The sequence below is a fragment of the Pseudomonas sp. BN415 genome, from assembly GCF_029871195.1.
In the GTDB taxonomy this organism is placed as follows: Bacteria; Pseudomonadota; Gammaproteobacteria; order Pseudomonadales; family Pseudomonadaceae; genus Metapseudomonas; species Metapseudomonas resinovorans.
This window is the reverse complement of the sequence record NZ_SSOK01000061.1, coordinates 272,534-288,589: the sequence shown is the minus strand read 5'-3', so window position 1 is coordinate 288,589 and position 16,056 is coordinate 272,534. Positions and strand designations below refer to the sequence as shown.

General features: G+C 65.4%; 18 protein-coding genes. 10 read left to right on the top strand and 8 right to left on the bottom strand.

Going from position 1 to position 16,056, the window contains the following annotated elements; genetic code table 11:
• Window positions 1-7 precede the first annotated feature (7 nt).
• Window positions 8-808: an AraC family transcriptional regulator gene (locus tag E8F20_RS19720; protein ID WP_280285247.1), complete on the bottom strand. Its 801-nt coding sequence runs from the start codon at window positions 806-808 to the stop codon at window positions 8-10.
• A gap of 2 nt (window positions 809-810) precedes the next feature.
• Window positions 811-1,662 carry an SDR family oxidoreductase gene (locus E8F20_RS19715; protein ID WP_280285246.1) on the bottom strand — a complete coding sequence of 284 codons (852 nt, stop codon included), beginning with the start codon at window positions 1,660-1,662 and terminating at the stop codon, window positions 811-813.
• Window positions 1,663-1,873: 211 nt separating this feature from the next.
• On the opposite strand from E8F20_RS19715, the gene exbB reads away from it, so the two are divergent.
• The 6 genes from exbB to E8F20_RS19685 all read left to right on the top strand — a co-directional run bounded on the left by exbB (window position 1,874) and on the right by E8F20_RS19685 (window position 8,657).
• On the top strand, window positions 1,874-2,899 hold the full coding sequence (exbB, locus tag E8F20_RS19710) for a tonB-system energizer ExbB (protein ID WP_280285245.1): 1,026 nt from the start codon (window positions 1,874-1,876) through the stop codon (window positions 2,897-2,899).
• A gap of 3 nt (window positions 2,900-2,902) precedes the next feature.
• Complete coding sequence (gene exbD, locus E8F20_RS19705) at window positions 2,903-3,328, top strand: TonB system transport protein ExbD (RefSeq protein ID WP_028626909.1); 426 nt, start codon at window positions 2,903-2,905, stop codon at window positions 3,326-3,328.
• Window positions 3,325-4,062 (top strand): energy transducer TonB, encoded by a 738-nt coding sequence (locus E8F20_RS19700; protein WP_280285243.1) that lies wholly within the window; start codon window positions 3,325-3,327, stop codon window positions 4,060-4,062. Before exbD ends, E8F20_RS19700 begins: the two co-directional genes overlap by 4 nt.
• A gap of 87 nt (window positions 4,063-4,149) precedes the next feature.
• Window positions 4,150-5,088, top strand: a complete 939-nt coding sequence (locus tag E8F20_RS19695; protein WP_028626911.1) for a hydrogen peroxide-inducible genes activator — start codon at window positions 4,150-4,152, stop codon at window positions 5,086-5,088.
• A complete protein-coding gene (recG, locus tag E8F20_RS19690; protein ID WP_280285242.1) occupies window positions 5,085-7,160 on the top strand; it encodes an ATP-dependent DNA helicase RecG in 2,076 nt (691 codons plus the stop codon). Before E8F20_RS19695 ends, recG begins: the two co-directional genes overlap by 4 nt.
• Before the next feature lie 90 nt (window positions 7,161-7,250).
• Window positions 7,251-8,657, top strand: coding sequence for an aminoacyl-tRNA deacylase and HDOD domain-containing protein (locus tag E8F20_RS19685; RefSeq protein ID WP_280285240.1), 1,407 nt, complete (start codon window positions 7,251-7,253; stop codon window positions 8,655-8,657).
• 111 nt (window positions 8,658-8,768) lie between these two features.
• Here the strand turns inward: E8F20_RS19685 and E8F20_RS19680 are convergent, their stop codons facing one another.
• The 5 genes from E8F20_RS19680 to E8F20_RS19660 form a co-directional block, all read right to left on the bottom strand.
• Window positions 8,769-9,161 (bottom strand): helicase, encoded by a 393-nt coding sequence (locus tag E8F20_RS19680; protein ID WP_280285239.1) that lies wholly within the window; start codon window positions 9,159-9,161, stop codon window positions 8,769-8,771.
• 136 nt (window positions 9,162-9,297) lie between these two features.
• Window positions 9,298-9,570, bottom strand: coding sequence for an HU family DNA-binding protein (locus E8F20_RS19675; RefSeq protein WP_016495401.1), 273 nt, complete (start codon window positions 9,568-9,570; stop codon window positions 9,298-9,300).
• A gap of 187 nt (window positions 9,571-9,757) precedes the next feature.
• The gene (locus E8F20_RS19670) at window positions 9,758-10,906 is read right to left on the bottom strand and encodes an FAD-dependent oxidoreductase (RefSeq protein WP_280285238.1); all 1,149 of its coding nucleotides are present in this window, start codon (window positions 10,904-10,906) and stop codon (window positions 9,758-9,760) included.
• 71 nt (window positions 10,907-10,977) lie between these two features.
• A complete protein-coding gene (locus tag E8F20_RS19665; protein ID WP_028626916.1) occupies window positions 10,978-11,145 on the bottom strand; it encodes a rubredoxin in 168 nt (55 codons plus the stop codon).
• A 153-nt stretch (window positions 11,146-11,298) separates the two neighbouring features.
• Window positions 11,299-11,466: a rubredoxin gene (locus tag E8F20_RS19660; RefSeq protein ID WP_028626917.1), complete on the bottom strand. Its 168-nt coding sequence runs from the start codon at window positions 11,464-11,466 to the stop codon at window positions 11,299-11,301.
• 165 nt (window positions 11,467-11,631) lie between these two features.
• Here E8F20_RS19660 and E8F20_RS19655 point away from each other — a divergent pair, with 165 nt between their 5' ends.
• Both E8F20_RS19655 and ubiA read left to right on the top strand, forming a co-directional pair.
• Window positions 11,632-12,186 (top strand): chorismate lyase, encoded by a 555-nt coding sequence (locus tag E8F20_RS19655; protein ID WP_280285237.1) that lies wholly within the window; start codon window positions 11,632-11,634, stop codon window positions 12,184-12,186.
• A gap of 167 nt (window positions 12,187-12,353) precedes the next feature.
• Window positions 12,354-13,244, top strand: coding sequence for a 4-hydroxybenzoate octaprenyltransferase (gene ubiA, locus E8F20_RS19650; protein WP_280285236.1), 891 nt, complete (start codon window positions 12,354-12,356; stop codon window positions 13,242-13,244).
• A 27-nt stretch (window positions 13,245-13,271) separates the two neighbouring features.
• Here ubiA and E8F20_RS19645 read toward each other — a convergent pair whose 3' ends face one another.
• Window positions 13,272-13,658 carry a hypothetical protein gene (locus E8F20_RS19645; protein WP_280285235.1) on the bottom strand — a complete coding sequence of 129 codons (387 nt, stop codon included), beginning with the start codon at window positions 13,656-13,658 and terminating at the stop codon, window positions 13,272-13,274.
• Between the two features lie 318 nt (window positions 13,659-13,976).
• On the opposite strand from E8F20_RS19645, the gene phoB reads away from it, so the two are divergent.
• Window positions 13,977-14,666 (top strand): phosphate regulon transcriptional regulator PhoB, encoded by a 690-nt coding sequence (gene phoB, locus E8F20_RS19640; protein ID WP_028626921.1) that lies wholly within the window; start codon window positions 13,977-13,979, stop codon window positions 14,664-14,666.
• Between the two features lie 36 nt (window positions 14,667-14,702).
• Window positions 14,703-16,007: a phosphate regulon sensor histidine kinase PhoR gene (phoR, locus tag E8F20_RS19635; RefSeq protein ID WP_280285234.1), complete on the top strand. Its 1,305-nt coding sequence runs from the start codon at window positions 14,703-14,705 to the stop codon at window positions 16,005-16,007.
• The last annotated feature ends 49 nt before the right edge of the window (window positions 16,008-16,056 follow it).

The window sequence follows — 16,056 nt, the reverse complement described above, 5'->3', positions numbered from 1 at the left end:
AAAAAACTCAGGTGCGTGCGGCGCGGCGGAACTGTCCCGGCGTCACGCCAGTGAAGCGTTTGAATGTCCCGGAAAAATGCGCCTGGTCGTAGAAACCCAGGGACAGCGCCACCTCCAGCGGCGGCTGATCACCCAGCAGCATGCGCTTGGCTTCACGTACCCGGCGCTGCAGCAGGTAGGTGTGCGGCGGCACGCCGTAGGCGCGGCGAAATGCTTCGATCAGATGGCGCGGATGGCGCTGCACCAGACCGGCCAATTGCTCCAGGCTGACCGCCTCGACGTAATGGGCCTCCAGGTAGTCGCGCAGAAATGCCGTCACCCCGCCGTCCCGCGTGGCGGGTACCGCCGCGCGCAACCCGCCGTGACGCACGAACACCCGCTCCAGCACCTCCAGCAGTTCGCTTTCCAGGGCCAGCGCATCACCCCGCTCGAACTCCGCCGCCAGGCGCGCCAAGCCCGCCGCCACCCGACCGTCATCGGCCGGGTTCAGCTCGCGGAAACCGCTGGGCAGGCGCTTGCGCCCGAGCAGTGTCGGCAGGCGCGACTCCTCCACATAGAGCATGCGATAAACCAATCGCTCGGACTCGGCATGCCCGGTATGGGGCTCCTCGGGATTCATCAGCGACAGGGTGCCGGCCGGCAGAGCGTGGCGCGCGCCCCGGCACTGGTAGCCGCCCACGCCATGCAGGATGGCGCCAATGGCAAAGGCATCGTGGCTGTGACGGCCGAACGGCTGCCCGGAGAAATCCGCATGGAACAACTCCACCCCCGGCAACCAGGGGCGCGCCAGCATGCGGTTGGCATCCACGCTCAGGGCTCGCCCAGGATGGCGGCGTAACCTTCGCGGAAGCTGGCGTAGCGCGGCACCCAGCCCAGCGCGCGAGCGCGTGCGTTGCTGCAGCGTTTGCTGCCCGAGCGGCGCACGGTGGACTCCTCGGCCCACTCGGTCACCCCCATCCGCTCACGCAGCCACCCCACCACTTCATGCAGCGGAGCCGGGGCATCGTCGACGCCGATATAGCAATCCTCCAGTGCTACACCACCGGCATCGGCCTTGAGCAGGTGGGCCAGCAACCCGGCGCAATCGTCCACATGAATGCGATTGGCGTAGAGCGGGGGTTCACTGACCACCCGATAGCCCATGCGGACCTGCTTGAGCAGCCATTCGCGACCCGGACCGTAGATTCCGGTCAGACGTACGAGTGTCGAAGGAATGCCACTGTCCATGGCCAGCCGCTCCGCCTCCCGCATCACCCGGCCGGAATAGCCCTCGGCCTCGGCGGGAGAGGTTTCATCGATCCATTCGCCATCGCGCTGGGCATAGACACCGCTGCTGGAGACGAACAGCAGGCGCCGCGGCATCTGCCCACGCTCGGCCAGCCAGGCCAGCACGTGGCGCAGGCCGTCGACATAAGCGGCGCGGTAGCCGGCTTCATCGTGCTGAGTGGCCGCTACGCAATAGACCAGGTAGTCCAGTGGCCCCTTTGGCCAATCCGCCGGGCACTCGGCCTGCTCCAGGTCGCCTGCCACCGGCAGCACGCCGGGCGGCAGCGCTGCGACCTGGCGACGCAGGCCATGGACGGTCCAGCCGACCTGCAGCATTTGCTGGGCCAGACGGCTGCCAACATCGCCGCAACCGGCGATCAGGAGGGAAGCGGGCATCAGGGAAGCTCCGAAAAAGTCCTCAGGATAGGCGCACGGGCGGCCATCGCCAATCGCTCTGGCAGGGGGCGAATCGTCGGGCGAGGGGCCAATCGTTATATAGTCACTTTTACAAACAAGAATTACTTGCAATAATACCAACCCTTCGGTCCAGGCCGACGCTTGCGCGCCGATGGACGAAACCGCTTCCTTTCCTTCAGGTCCGGCCAGCATGAATTCCTACGCCCGCAACGCCCAGCCCTACACCGTCGCCCGCCCGCCACGCCTGCTGGCAGCCTTGTTGATCAGCCTGATGCTGGCACCCGGCAGCTCCTTCGCTGAAGAGCCGACCGCCCAGTCCGTGCCGGCTGCCGCCACTCCGGCAGCTGCTCCGGCGCCTACCGCTGACGCCGCCAACGCGCCTGCCGGTGCTCCGGTAGCAACCGGCGCTCCGACTGCCGAAGGCACTGTCGCGCCTGTCGATGCCGCCGCCCAGGGCCCGAACGCCCTGCCGACAGACCCGCTGGCCGCCGAACTCGAAGGCGAGCAGATGCTGGCCCACGACCTGTCGCCCTGGGGCATGTATCAGAACGCCGACATCGTGGTGAAGGCCGTGATGATCGGCCTGGCCTTGGCCTCCGTCCTGACCTGGACCGTGTGGATCGCCAAGGGTTTTGAACTGATCGCAGCCAAGCGCCGCCTGCGCCGTGAGCTGCTGACCCTGAAAGGCGCCCGCACCCTGGGCGAGGCTGGCGAGCAGGTCAGCAATGGCAGCTGCGTCTCCCGCCTGCTGGTGCAGGACGCCCAGGAAGAGATGAAGCTGTCCACCAACACCCGTGAGAAGGAAGGCATCAAGGAGCGTGTCAGCTTCCGCCTCGAGCGCCTCGTGGCCGCCAGCGGCCGGCAGATGAGCCAGGGCACCGGCGTACTCGCCACCATCGGCTCCACCGCGCCCTTCGTCGGCCTGTTCGGCACCGTCTGGGGCATCATGAATAGCTTCATCGGCATCGCCAAATCCCAGACCACCAACCTCGCCGTGGTCGCCCCCGGTATCGCCGAAGCCCTGCTGGCCACGGCCCTTGGCCTGGTAGCAGCGATCCCTGCCGTGGTCATCTACAACGTCTTCGCCCGCTCCATCGCCGGCTACAAGGCCCAGGTGTCCGACGCTTCCGCCCAGGTACTGCTGCTGGTCAGCCGTGACCTCGACCATCAGCCGGCCGAACGCGGCCAATCTCCGCAAATGGCGAAAGTGGGCTGACCCATGGGAATCCATCTGAACGAAGGTGGCGATGATCTCCAGGAAACCCACGAGATCAACGTCACCCCCTTCATCGACGTGATGCTGGTGCTGCTGATCATCTTCATGGTTGCAGCACCCCTGGCCACGGTCGATATCAAGGTCGACCTGCCCGCGTCCACCGCCAAGCCCGCGCCCAGGCCGGACAAGCCGATCTACCTGAGCATCAAGGAAGACAAGAGCCTGTACCTGGACAACGAGCACGTCACCGAGGAGCAGTTGGGCAGCGTGCTGGACAAGCTGACCAACGCCGACAAGGAGAAGACCATCTTCGTCCGCGGCGACAAGGTCGTGGAGTACGGTCGTCTGATGGAAGTCATGGACACCCTGCGCGGCGCCGGCTACCTGAAGATCGGCTTGGTCGGACTCGAGACGGTCGGGACTAAATGAGCCAAGGCAAACGCAAGCTGTCGCAATGGGGCGTCAGCCTGGTCGTCGTGCTCGGCCTGCACATCGGCCTCGGCCTCTGGGCACTGTACTGGCGTCCGCACGCCGAGCCGATCGAACTGCCGCCGGCGGCCATGATCGTGGAGCTGGAGCCGCTTCCAGCCCCCGCGCCCAAACCAGCACCGCCGCCGCCTCCCCAAGTCGAGCCCGAGCCCGAGCCGCTGCCCAAGCTGGTGGAAGCGCCCAAGCCGAAGATCGCCATCGCGCCCAAGCCGAAACCCAAGCCAAAGCCGCCGAAACCCAAGCCGCCTGAGCCCAAGCCCGAGAAGCCGCGGGAAACCGAAAGCGTGAAGGAAAGCGTTGCCGCGCCGACCACCCCGGCCCCGAGCGACACCAAGCCCGCCGCCCAACAGCAGGCCGCCGCCAGCGCACCTTCGGACGCCAAGCCAACCTGGCAGAGCAAGCTGCTCAGCCACCTGGCCCGCTACAAGCGCTACCCGGACGATGCCCGCCGTCGCGGCTTCGAAGGGGTCAACCGCCTGCGCTTCGTGGTCGACGCTGAAGGCAAGGTGATCTCCTATTCCCTCGTCGGCAAGTCCGGTAGTGCCTCGCTGGATCGCGCCACTCTGGAGATGATCCGCCGCGCCCAACCGCTGCCGCCTCCCCCGCCGGAGCTGCTGAACAACGGCTCGTTGGAAGTGGTCGCGCCCTTCGTCTACTCGCTGGACCGCCGCTGACTCCCAAGCGCCTGCGCCACCCCGCGCAGGCGCTTGGTTCCATTGACTCCAGCCGCTATGCTTGCCGGACCTCAATGGAAAAATGCTATGACCCTCACCGAACTGCGCTACATCGTCACCCTCGCCCAGGAACAGCACTTCGGCCGTGCCGCCGAGCGTTGCCATGTGAGCCAGCCGACCCTGTCGGTCGGGGTGAAAAAGCTGGAGGACGAGCTTGGCGTGCTTATCTTCGAGCGCAGCAAGAGCGCGGTACGCCTGACGCCCGTTGGTGAGGGCATCGTTACCCAGGCACAGAAGGTCCTGGAGCAGGCACAGGGCATCCGCGAGATGGCCCAGGCTGGCAAGAACCAGCTAGCCGCGCCGCTCAAGGTGGGCGCCATCTACACCGTCGGCCCCTACCTTTTCCCGCACCTGATTCCGCAGCTGCATCGGGTCGCCCCGCAGATGCCGCTGTACATCGAAGAGAACTTCACCCACATCCTGCGCGACAAGCTGCGCACCGGCGAACTGGACGCGATCATCATCGCCCTGCCCTTCGCCGAAGCCGATGTGCTGACCAAGCCGCTCTACGACGAACCCTTCTACGTGTTGCTGCCATTCGGGCACCCCTGGACCGAACGCGAGTCCATCGACAGCGAGATGCTCAACGACAAGAGCCTGCTGCTGCTGGGCGAAGGCCACTGCTTCCGCGACCAGGTGCTGGAAGCCTGCCCGAGCCTGCGCAAGGGCGGCGAAGACAGCGCGAAGCACACCACGGTGGAGTCCAGCTCCCTGGAAACCATCCGGCACATGGTCGCCTCCGGTCTCGGCGTGTCGATCCTGCCCTTCTCCGCAGTGGACAGCCACCACTACGCCCCTGGCGTGATCGAGATTCGTCCGCTGACCCCGCCGGTGCCCTTCCGCACCGTGGCCATCGCCTGGCGCGCCAGCTTCCCGCGTCCGCGCGCCATTGAAGTCCTGGCGGACTCCATCCGCCTCTGCTCGGTGGCCCACCCGAAAACCCAGGGCGAACCGCAGCCGGCATGACCGAGCTGGCCCAAGTCTCCGTTACCGCACTCAAGGGTGTGGGGGCTGCCTTGGCTGAGAAGCTCGCCAAGGTCGGCCTGGAGAACCTGCAGGACATCCTCTTCCACCTGCCCACCCGCTATCAGGATCGCACCCGCATCACCCCTATAGGCGAGCTGCGCCCGGGGCAAGATGCGGTGGTCGAAGGCATAGTCGGCGGCGCCGATGTAGTCATGGGCCGCCGGCGCAGTCTGCTGGTACGCCTGCAGGACGGCACCGGCACCCTCAGCCTGCGCTTCTTCCACTTCAGCCAGGCGCAGAAGGAAGGCCTCAAACGCGGCACCCAGTTGCGTTGCTACGGCGAAGTTCGCCCTGGCGCCACCGGACTGGAGATCTACCACCCGGAATACCGCTCCCTGTCGGGCGATGAGGCACCGCCGGTCGAACAGACCCTGACGCCGATCTACCCCACCACCGAGGGCCTTACCCAGCAGCGCCTGCGCAGCCTCAGCCAGCTTGCCCTGGCCCGTCTCGGCCCGCACAGCCTGCCGGACTGGCTGCCCAAGGAACTGGCCCGCGACTATCACCTGGGTTCCCTCGACGACGCCATCCGCTACCTGCACCGGCCGCCGCCAGACGCCGACCTGGAAGAGCTTGCCGAGGGTCAGCACTGGGCCCAGCAACGCCTCGCCTTCGAGGAACTGCTGACCCACCAGCTGTCGCTGCAGCGTCTGCGCGAGAGCCTGCGCGCCCAGCACGCACCGCAGTTGCCGCCAGCACGCACGCTGCCCGCCCAGTACCTGGCCAACCTCGGCTTCAAGCCCACTGGTGCCCAGCAGCGCGTCGGCGCCGAGATCGCCTACGACCTGGCCCAACAGGAACCCATGCTGCGCCTGGTGCAGGGCGACGTCGGCGCCGGCAAGACCGTGGTCGCCGCCCTCGCTGCCCTGCAGGCACTGGAGGCCGGTTATCAGGTGGCGCTGATGGCACCTACCGAAATCCTCGCTGAGCAGCACTACGTCAATTTCAGCAAATGGCTGCAGCCGCTCGGCATCGAAGTCGCCTGGCTCGCCGGCAAGCTCAAGGGCAAGGCCCGCGCCGCCGCGCTGGAGCAGATCGCGGGCGGCACGCCGATGGTGGTCGGCACTCACGCACTGTTCCAGGACGAAGTGAAGTTCAAGCGCCTGGCCCTGGTGATCATCGACGAGCAGCACCGTTTCGGCGTGCAGCAGCGCCTGGCCCTGCGCCAGAAAGGCGTGGACGGCCGCCTCTGCCCGCACCAGCTGATCATGACCGCTACCCCCATTCCGCGGACACTGGCCATGAGCGCCTATGCCGACCTGGACACCTCCATCCTCGACGAACTGCCCCCTGGCCGCACCCCGGTAAACACCGTGCTGGTGGCCGACAGCCGCCGCATCGAGGTGATCGAGCGGGTCCGTGCGGCCTGTTTCGAAGGCCGCCAGGCCTATTGGGTTTGCACCCTGATCGAAGAATCCGAGGAGCTGACCTGCCAGGCGGCGGAAACCACCTTTGAAGAACTTTCTTCAGCCCTGGGCGAGCTGCGTGTCGGCCTGATCCACGGACGCATGAAGCCCGCCGAAAAGGCTGCGGTGATGGCCGAGTTCAAGGCTGGCGCGCTGCAATTGCTGGTGGCCACCACTGTGATCGAGGTGGGCGTAGACGTGCCAAACGCCAGCCTGATGATCATCGAGAACCCCGAGCGCCTGGGCCTGGCCCAGTTGCACCAGCTGCGCGGCCGCGTTGGCCGGGGCAGTGCCGCCAGCCACTGCGTGCTGCTCTACCACGCGCCGCTGTCGCAACTCGGCCGCGAGCGCTTGGCGATCATGCGCGAAACCTGCGACGGCTTCGTCATCGCCGAGAAGGACCTGGAGCTGCGCGGCCCCGGCGAAATGCTCGGCACCCGCCAGACCGGCCTGCTGCAATTCAAGGTGGCCGACCTGATGCGCGATGCCGACCTGCTGCCCGCCGTACGCGACGCGGCCCAAGCCCTGCTGGCCCATTGGCCTCAGCATGTCAGTCCACTATTGGAGCGCTGGTTGCGTCACGGCCAACAGTACGGCCAAGTGTGATTCAGTTCACAGCTCAATCGTCGCCTCGCCCCGACCTCTTCTGACCTGCTCGTTATACTCCGGGCAGAAAAATCAAAGCTGGATGCTGCCATGACCGAAGTCGCCCTCGTCCCGGATTCCTCGCCACAACCGCCCGAAGTGATAGCGCAGCTACTCGAGAAGCTCGGCCTGGCGTTCCAGGTTCGCCTGGAGCACCCGGGCCTGCTCGCCGCGCAGCGGGTCCAGTCGGTGTTGCTGGAAGACGCCGTCGGCGCCCTCCTGGTGCTTTTCCCCCGCAGCCAGTTGCTCGACCTTAATCGCCTCGCCGAACTCACTGGCCGCAAGCTGGTGGCGGTCAAGCCCGAGCGCCTCGAGCGCATGCTTGGCAAGCACCAGCTGGGTGCCTTGCCTGGCCTGCCACCACTGACCAGCTCGCCTTGCCTGTATGACGAACGCCTCCTGAAGGAGTCGCGCCTGCTGGTGGAGTCAGGTCAACCCGGCGTACTGCTGGAGCTGGCCAGCGAGGACTACCGTGGATTGCTGAGCAAAGCCAGCGCCGCACGCTTCGGTGAACCTGTGGCGACGATCCGCCCGAACCTCGATCGCCCGGCCGACGACCGTGCCGAGATCACCCAGGCTGTGCAGGCGTTCACCGCCCGCCGTATCCAGCAACGCCTGGAAGAGACCATCGAAATTCCGCCGCTGGCCGAATCCGCGCAGAAAATCATCAAGCTGCGGGTCGACCCCAACGCCACCGTGGAAGACATCACCGGCGTGGTGGAAACCGACCCGGCCCTGGCAGCGCAGGTGGTCAGTTGGGCCGCCTCGCCCTATTACGCCGCTCCCGGCAAGATCCGCTCGGTGGAAGACGCCATCGTCCGTGTGCTGGGCTTCGACCTGGTGATCAACCTGGCCCTCGGCCTGGCCCTCGGCAAATCCCTGAGCCTGCCCAAGGACCAGCCGCAGCAGGCCACGCCCTACTGGCAACAGGCGATCTATACCGCCGCGGTGATCGAAGGCCTGACTCGCGCCATGCCGCGCGCCCAGCGCCCGGAAACCGGACTGACCTACCTTGCTGGCCTGCTGCACAACTTCGGCTACCTGGTGCTGGCCCATGTCTTCCCGCCGCATTTCTCGCTGATCTGCCGGCACCTGGAAGTCAACCCGCACCTGCCCCACAGCTACGTCGAGCAGCACCTGCTGGGCATTACCCGCGAGCAGATCGGCAGCTGGCTGATGCGCTTCTGGGATATGCCGGAAGAGCTCTACACCGCCCTGCGCTTCCAGCACGACCCGGACTACCAGAGCGACAATGCCGCCTACCCGAACCTGGTGTGCCTGGCGGTCAGCCTGCTGCGTAACCGCGGCATCGGCTCCGGCCCGGAAGTGGTGATTCCCGACGATCTCTTCGAGGCCTTGGGCATTACCCGCGAGAAGGCCGAAGAAGCGGTGAGCAAAGTGCTACAGGCCGAAGCGGCGCTGCGTGAGCTGGCCTCCCAGTTCAATGCGCCGCACTGATCGGCAGGCATGAAAAAGGGGCGCCAGTGGCGCCCCTTTTTCATGCCATTACCCCGTCAGGAACTTCCGTGGGCTGGGCTTCAGCCCACCATCGGGAAGAGAAGGAAAGCGTCAGGCCGCTTTCTTCTCGGCAACCTTCTTCTTCGGCACCAGGTGCTTGGTCAGACCCTGGAACCAGATCACCAGCGCCGGGTTGCCCTGGATCTGGATGTCCTTGTTCTGGATACCCTGCATGAAGGCCAGCTGCTTGTTCTTCGCGCTCATGGTGGCGAACCCGTAGGCACCGTCCTTGAAGCCGATGGCAAAGGCAGGCGCGCTGGCGGTGCCGCGTTTACTGACCACTCGCTGGTCCTTGACGATGAAGTGACGGGCAATCTTGCCGTCCAGGGTGTGCAGCTGGAAGACCAGGTCCTTGCCCGCCAGCTGCTGCTGGAACTCGGCATTGTCACGGCTCGCCTTGGCCATCAGGCGGCCCAGCATCCAGAGGAGAAAGCGGAATTTCATGCGCGCACGGCCTCAAAGGGTTGAGAAAGCGGCGCATTGTAGCGGTTTGCCGGCGGGACTACAGCCAGCCAAAGGAGGGCGCAGCGAAAGGACGGGTGAACTGCCCGGAACCTCCCCGGCTCCGGGCAGAAGAAGCTTAGTTCACAGCTTCTTTCAGCGATTTGCCCGGCTTGAAGGCAACGGTGTTGCTGGCCTTGATCTTCACCGGCTGCCCCGTCTGCGGGTTCTTGCCAGTGCGGGCACCACGGTGACGTTGCAGGAAGGTGCCGAAGCCCACCAGCGTTACGCTGTCCTTGCGGTTCAGCGCGTTGGTGATTTCTTCGAGCACCGCATTGAGTACGCGATTGGCCTGATCCTTGGTTAGATCGGCCTTTTCGGCGATAGCGGCGGCGAGTTCCGGTTTACGCATAGATGCCTCTTTGACGGTTTGTTGTTTTTGTGTCCGTGCTGTCCTTCCAGAACAGCGCCCAAGGCGCCGCAACGGCTCTGCGCTGCGGCAGACCACGGGAGGATGGCACGCCAATTGGCACTGCGCCAGTGTCCTCAGCGGGAATTCCGAAAGAACAGAAGGATTAATCCGACAGAAGGGCTGACATTTATGCCAGAAGCGGCGGCAGCTCCCGGTTCAGGGCCAGTTTCTCCTGCACGGCAGCCCCGGTCAGGGCATACCCGAGCAGGCCGCCGGCGGCATCACGGCAGAGCGCCTTGATGTCCGCCCCAGAGCCTTCTACGGTCCAGCTGCCATCCGTGCCACGGGGCGGCGGCGACACGACCAGCGGGCACACCGGGGTTTTCACCGTTACCGGCATCGCGCCATACACCACTGCAGTGGGGTTGCCCGCCAGGGTCTGCGCCAGTGCCCGGGCGCAGGCCATCAGCGGCATCACATAGAGCAGGTTGAGGCCATCCACCTCGGCGCAGTCACCCAAGGCATAGATGTTCGCGTGGGACGTGCGCAACTGGCGATCCACCGCCACGCCACGGTTCACGGCCAGGCCCGCGGCAGCCGCCAGCTCGGTACGTGGGCGCAGGCCAACGGCGGACACCACCAAGTCGCAGGCAATGCGGGTGCCGTCAGAAAGCAACGCGTCCAGTCCAGCATCGCTACGGTCCAGGCGCGCCAGTACAGGTCCCAGGTGGAAGCGTGCCCCCAGGCTTTCGAGCCCAGCCTGCACCGCCGCGGCGGCGGCCGGATGCAGCAGGCCCGGCATCACCTGCTCACAGGGCGCCACCAATTCCACCTCCAGGCCACCCAGGCTGAGGTCATTGGCAAACTCGCAGCCGATCAGGCCGGCACCCAGGATCAGCACCCGGCGCTTGCCGGCGGCGGCAATGCGGAAGCGCGCGTAGTCCTCCAGGTCGTTGATCGGGAAGACCGCATCCTGGGCGTCACCCTCCACCGGTACGCGGATGGTGTCTGCGCCCCAGGCCAGCACCAGGTCGCGATAGGGCACGGCCTCCTCGCCGATCCACAAGCGCTGGTGGCCCGGGTCGATGCCGGTGATGCGGGTGTGGGTGCGGACTTCCGCCTTGAGCTGTTCAGCCATGGCGCCGGCCTCGGCCATGGCCAGGCCATCGGCATCCTTGTTCTTGCCAAAACCGGTGGAAAGCATGGGCTTGGAGTAGGAGCGACCATCGTCGGCGCTGATCAACAACAGCGGAGTTTCGCTATCCAGCTTGCGAAACTCCTTGGCCAGGTTGTAACCGGCCAGGCCGGTGCCGACTATCACCACGGGTGCACTCATTGCTCACTCCTGCTCATGAAACGACGCGACGGCCCATGGGCCGTCGCTTGAATGGGGTTGGATAACGGAGATCAGGCGATTTCGATCATCTCGAAATCGATCTTGCCGACGCCGCAATCGGGGCAGACCCAGTCCGGCGGAATGTCTTCCCAGCGCGTACCGGGTGCGATGCCCTCTTCGGGTAGCCCCTCCGCCTCGTCATAGATGAATCCGCAGACGATGCACTGCCACTTACGCATGACCACCTCCGCCGGCGCGGATAACCGTACTGAACCTACTCCAATCGACCGGCGACCGCCAAGCGTCACCGGACCCGTCCAGACAGAGGATAGGCCCCTCCTGCGGACACGAAAAAGCCGACACGGAGTCGGCTTGTTCGGGCTGAGACGGGATCAGTTGATTTCGATCATCTCGAAATCGAGCTTGCCCACGCCGCAGTCGGGGCAGATCCAGTCTGCCGGGACGTCTTCCCAGCGGGTGCCAGCGGCGATGCCGTCATCCGGCCAGCCCTGGGACTCGTCGTAGACCAGGCCACACACCACACATTGCCATTTCTTCATCATTCATTTCTCCACGATCAGGCATTCTCGAACCGTCGCCTTTCGTGGGCGTTCCGGTCACTTCAGGGGCGCTTTGTACTGGTTTATCCCGCCAACGGGCAAGAGGCAGCCGACGGGCAAAGGCCGTGCTAATCTGCGCCGTCTTCCATCGCCCAAGCCCCGCCCGTGCCCCACGCCGCCCTCGTCCATCCGCCCCGCTGGCTGACCGCCGCCCAGCTCCATCCCGCTCCCGCCGCCGGCGTCCGCGACTGGCTGTTCGACCAGGGTTCGCTGACCCGCCGGCTGACTGCCCTCTCGGGCAACGCCTTCAGTGTCACGCCTCTGGAAGAAGGCTGGCAGACCTTGCGTGCCGACGAATGTGCCGCACTCGGCATCCCCGCCGGCAGCCAGGGCTGGGTACGCGAGGTCTACCTGCGCGGCCACGGCGAGGTCTGGGTGTTCGCCCGCAGCGTGGCGGCACGCACTGCACTGGAAGGCTCGGGCCTGGACCTGCACCAACTCGGCAGCCGCTCCCTCGGCGAACTGCTGTTCAGCGACCGCGCCTTCGACCGTGGCGCCATCGAGGCTACCCGCTATCCGGCCCCTCTGTTGCCGGCAGCCGTGCGCGCCGAACGCTTGTGGGGGCGGCGCTCATGCTTCTCGCGGGGTGAACTGGGGGTCCTGGTGGCGGAAATCTTCCTGCCTGCCTTGTGGCGCGCGGCCGGCATCGAGGCCGTATAATCCGGCGCCGAGCCTGTTTACCATCTCGCGAGCTAGAGAAGAACAAGGCAGGAGGGCTGATGGCGTGGAGTTTACGAGCTGTAAATGAGCAAGCCTGAAGCCATTCCCAACGCCGCTATTCCGACGCGCACAGATCGTAGTCAGGCTCTTCCTAGGGAGAGCCGCCGATGTACCTGACCCTGCTGCAATCGCTGAACCGCCTGCACCCGCGCGCCATGGACTTCATCCAGCTAACGCGCCTGGACAAGCCCATCGGCATCTACCTGCTGCTATGGCCCACGCTCTGGGCCTTGTGGATCGCCGGTGAAGGCAGCCCCAGCCTGGCCAACCTGGTGATCTTCGTGCTTGGCGTGAACCTGATGCGCGCCGCCGGCTGCGTGATCAACGACTACGCCGACCGCAACTTCGACGGACACGTCAGCCGCACCCGCGCGCGGCCCCTGGCCAGCGGCCGGATCACCCCGCGTGAGGCGCTGGTGTTCTTCGTCATCCTGGTGGCCATCAGCTTCGTGCTGGTGCTCTTCACCAATGCCACCACCATCTGGCTGTCCTTCGGCGGCCTGGCACTGGCCGCCTGTTACCCCTTCATGAAGCGCTACACCTTCTACCCGCAGGTGGTGCTGGGCGCGGCCTTCTCCTGGGGCATGCCCATGGCCTTCACCGCCGAGACCGGCGAACTGCCGGCGGCGGCCTGGCTGCTGTACATCGCCAACCTGCTGTGGACGGTGGCCTACGACACCTACTACGCCATGACCGACCGTGAGGACGATCTGAAGATCGGGGTGAAGTCCACCGCCATCCTCTTCGGCGACGCCGACCGCCTGATTATCGCCATCCTCCAGGGTCTGGCCCTGCTCTGCCTGCTGCTGGCGGGTAATCGCTTCGAGTTGGGGCTGTATTTCCATTTGGGCCTGGTGGTTGCAGCCGCTTGCTTCGCCTGGGAGTCCTACAGCACTCGCACGCGCGATCCCCAGGCCTGCTTCAAGGCCTTCCTGCACAACCACTGGGCGGGCCTGGCAATCTTTGCCGGCATCGTCGCCGACTATGCGCTGCGCTAGGCGCAGCGCACCCTCTCTCCTGGTCGGCTAGTACGCTTCGGGCTTGACGATGTGCCAAACCCCCATTTTGCCGTCGCCGGTCACGTCACCGGCCTTCTTGTCCATGACGAAGGTGTACACCGGCTTGCCGTCATAGGCCCACTGCATGGAGCCGTCGTCGCGCTTGACGACGCTCCACTCACCTTCGGCCTTGGCTGTCGCGTCGGCCATCAGCGGCGGCCAGTTCTGCGCGCACTGGCCGTTGCAGGCGGACTTGCCGTCAGCGTCCTTGTCGTAGGTGTAGAGGGTCATGCCGTTTTGATCCACCAGCATGCCGTTCTTCTCCATCGCCGGCTCGGCCGTCAGGCCCAACAATGGCCAACCCAACAAAGCACCCGCTAGCAGCGGAACGAATCGGGGGGAAATTCTTTTCATTTTCTAACCTCTCCTCGGAATGAACAGCGACAGCCTGGCGGCAGCTGGATCACGGCTTGAGGTCACAGCAATACAGGACGGAAGGAGCCACGAACGCCCATCGTGCCGAACGGGTCCCGTGCCAGACTCCAGGCAGCCCCGCAATGGTGGCGGCCTCAACCAGCTTAGACGAGGCAGGTAGCGGAAACGTTCGGTACGTTGTCGTTGCTGCAGCAAAACCTCGGGGTGCCTAACGCTCCCGTGTCACATCCCTGCAATAATTCCGTTATCTAATGCGGCGCAATCAGTCATACACGCGACCTTTCCTGAGGCTTGAACATGGTTGGCAAGAACATCCTGATAGTCGACGACGAAGCGCCGATTCGCGAGATGATCGCCGTCGCCCTCGAGATGGCCGGCTACGACTGTCTGGAAGCCGAGAATACCCAGCAGGCCCACGCCATCATCGTCGACCGCAAACCCGATCTGATCCTCCTTGACTGGATGCTGCCCGGCACCTCCGGCATCGAGCTGGCCCGCCGCCTGAAGCGCGACGACCTGACCAGCGATATCCCGATCATCATGCTCACCGCCAAGGGCGAAGAGGACAACAAGATCCAGGGCCTGGAAGTTGGCGCCGACGACTACATCACCAAGCCCTTCTCCCCCCGTGAACTGGTGGCGCGCCTTAAAGCCGTATTGCGTCGTGCCGGCCCGAGCGACAGTGAAGCGCCCATTGCCATCGGCGGCCTGCTGCTGGACCCCATCAGCCACCGCGTGACCATCGACGGCAAACCCGCCGAGATGGGACCCACCGAATACCGCCTGCTGCAGTTCTTCATGACTCACCAGGAGCGCGCCTACACCCGTGGTCAACTGCTGGACCAGGTCTGGGGCGGCAACGTCTATGTCGAGGAGCGCACCGTCGACGTGCACATCCGCCGCCTGCGCAAGGCCCTCGGCGAGGTATACGAAAATCTGGTTCAGACCGTTCGCGGCACCGGCTATCGTTTCTCCACCAAAAGCTGACCCGGGCCCGATGGGCCGACCACAAGGACGCGATAGGTGAATCAAGACTGGCGCGGCGTAGTCATCCGCCGCCTGCTGCTGCTGATCGGCGCTTGCCTGCTGGCGGGACTGGTCACGGGCTATTACGCCTGGGCCCTGGTAATCGGCCTCGGCGCCTACCTGGGCTGGACCCTTGCGCAGCTGCTGCGCCTGTACAAATGGCTCAAAGAGCATCACCCGGACGAACCTCCGCCGGACGGTTACGGTCTCTGGGGTGAAGTGTTCGACAGCATTTACCACCTCCAGCGCCGCGATCAGCGCGTGCGCGGCCGTCTGCAAGCGGTGATCGACCGCGTGCAGGAATCCACCGCCGCCCTGAAGGACGCCGTGGTGATGCTCGACAGCGACGGCAACCTCGACTGGTGGAACCGTGCCGCGGAAACCCTGCTGGGCCTGAAGACCCCCCAGGACAGTGGCCAGCCGGTGACCAACCTGATCCGCCATCCGCGCTTCAAGGAATACTTCGAGCAGGGCAAATACAACGAACCCCTGGACCTCCCCTCGCCGGTCAATGACCGCCTGCGCCTGCAGTTCCACATCACCCAGTACGGCAACCGCGAGCACCTGATGCTGGTGCGCGATGTCACGCGCCTCCATCAGCTGGAGCAGATGCGCAAGGACTTCGTCGCCAACGTTTCCCACGAACTGCGCACGCCGCTGACGGTGATCGCCGGCTACCTGGAGACCCTGCTGGACAACGTCGAGGACGTGAACCCGCGTTGGACCCGCGCCTTGCAGCAGATGAGCCAGCAGGGCAAGCGCATGCAGAACCTGCTCAACGACCTGCTGCTGCTGGCCAAGCTGGAAGCCACCGACTATCCCTCGGACAACCAGCCAGTGGCGGTCGACCTGCTGCTGTTACAGATCAAGGCGGACGCCATCGCCCTCTCCGGCAACCGCAACCACCGCATCAGCCTGGAGGCCGATCACAACTTCAGGTTGCGTGGCAGCGAGGCGGAACTGCGCAGCGCCTTCTCCAACCTGGTGTTCAACGCGGTGAAGTACACCCCGGACGAGGGCGAGATCCGCATCCGCTGGTGGGGCGACGAAACCGCGGCGCACCTCAGCGTGCAGGACAGCGGCATCGGCATCGAGGCCAAGCACCTGCCGCGCCTGACCGAGCGCTTCTACCGGGTCGACTCCAGCCGCAACAGCAGCACCGGCGGCACCGGCCTGGGCCTGGCCATCGTCAAGCACGTGCTGATCCGCCATCGCGGTCGTCTCGACATCAGCTCGGTGCTGAACCACGGCAGCACCTTCACCTGCCACTTCCCGGCCACCCAGGTGGTTCGCCGGACCTGATCGCCCGTGCACCCCGACTTGCAAACTCGGGGTGCAGCCTTCAACCTTA

What these genes read in the sequence shown, in the direction of transcription:
- E8F20_RS19665 (WP_028626916.1), bottom strand. Translation starts at nt 11,145, where the DNA reads ATGCGTAAGTGGCAGTGCATCGTCTGCGGATTCATCTATGACGAGGCG.
- E8F20_RS19660 (WP_028626917.1), bottom strand. Translation starts at nt 11,466, where the DNA reads ATGAAGAAATGGCAATGTGTGGTGTGTGGCCTGGTCTACGACGAGTCC.
- E8F20_RS19670 (WP_280285238.1), bottom strand. Translation starts at nt 10,906, where the DNA reads ATGAGTGCACCCGTGGTGATAGTCGGCACCGGCCTGGCCGGTTACAAC.
- E8F20_RS19675 (WP_016495401.1), bottom strand. Translation starts at nt 9,570, where the DNA reads ATGCGTAAACCGGAACTCGCCGCCGCTATCGCCGAAAAGGCCGATCTA.
- exbD (WP_028626909.1), top strand. Translation starts at nt 2,903, where the DNA reads ATGGGAATCCATCTGAACGAAGGTGGCGATGATCTCCAGGAAACCCAC.
- phoB (WP_028626921.1), top strand. Translation starts at nt 13,977, where the DNA reads ATGGTTGGCAAGAACATCCTGATAGTCGACGACGAAGCGCCGATTCGC.
- E8F20_RS19715 (WP_280285246.1), bottom strand. Translation starts at nt 1,662, where the DNA reads ATGCCCGCTTCCCTCCTGATCGCCGGTTGCGGCGATGTTGGCAGCCGT.
- E8F20_RS19645 (WP_280285235.1), bottom strand. Translation starts at nt 13,658, where the DNA reads ATGAAAAGAATTTCCCCCCGATTCGTTCCGCTGCTAGCGGGTGCTTTG.
- recG (WP_280285242.1), top strand. Translation starts at nt 5,085, where the DNA reads ATGACCGAGCTGGCCCAAGTCTCCGTTACCGCACTCAAGGGTGTGGGG.
- E8F20_RS19680 (WP_280285239.1), bottom strand. Translation starts at nt 9,161, where the DNA reads ATGAAATTCCGCTTTCTCCTCTGGATGCTGGGCCGCCTGATGGCCAAG.
- E8F20_RS19685 (WP_280285240.1), top strand. Translation starts at nt 7,251, where the DNA reads ATGACCGAAGTCGCCCTCGTCCCGGATTCCTCGCCACAACCGCCCGAA.
- exbB (WP_280285245.1), top strand. Translation starts at nt 1,874, where the DNA reads ATGAATTCCTACGCCCGCAACGCCCAGCCCTACACCGTCGCCCGCCCG.
- E8F20_RS19695 (WP_028626911.1), top strand. Translation starts at nt 4,150, where the DNA reads ATGACCCTCACCGAACTGCGCTACATCGTCACCCTCGCCCAGGAACAG.
- E8F20_RS19700 (WP_280285243.1), top strand. Translation starts at nt 3,325, where the DNA reads ATGAGCCAAGGCAAACGCAAGCTGTCGCAATGGGGCGTCAGCCTGGTC.
- ubiA (WP_280285236.1), top strand. Translation starts at nt 12,354, where the DNA reads ATGTACCTGACCCTGCTGCAATCGCTGAACCGCCTGCACCCGCGCGCC.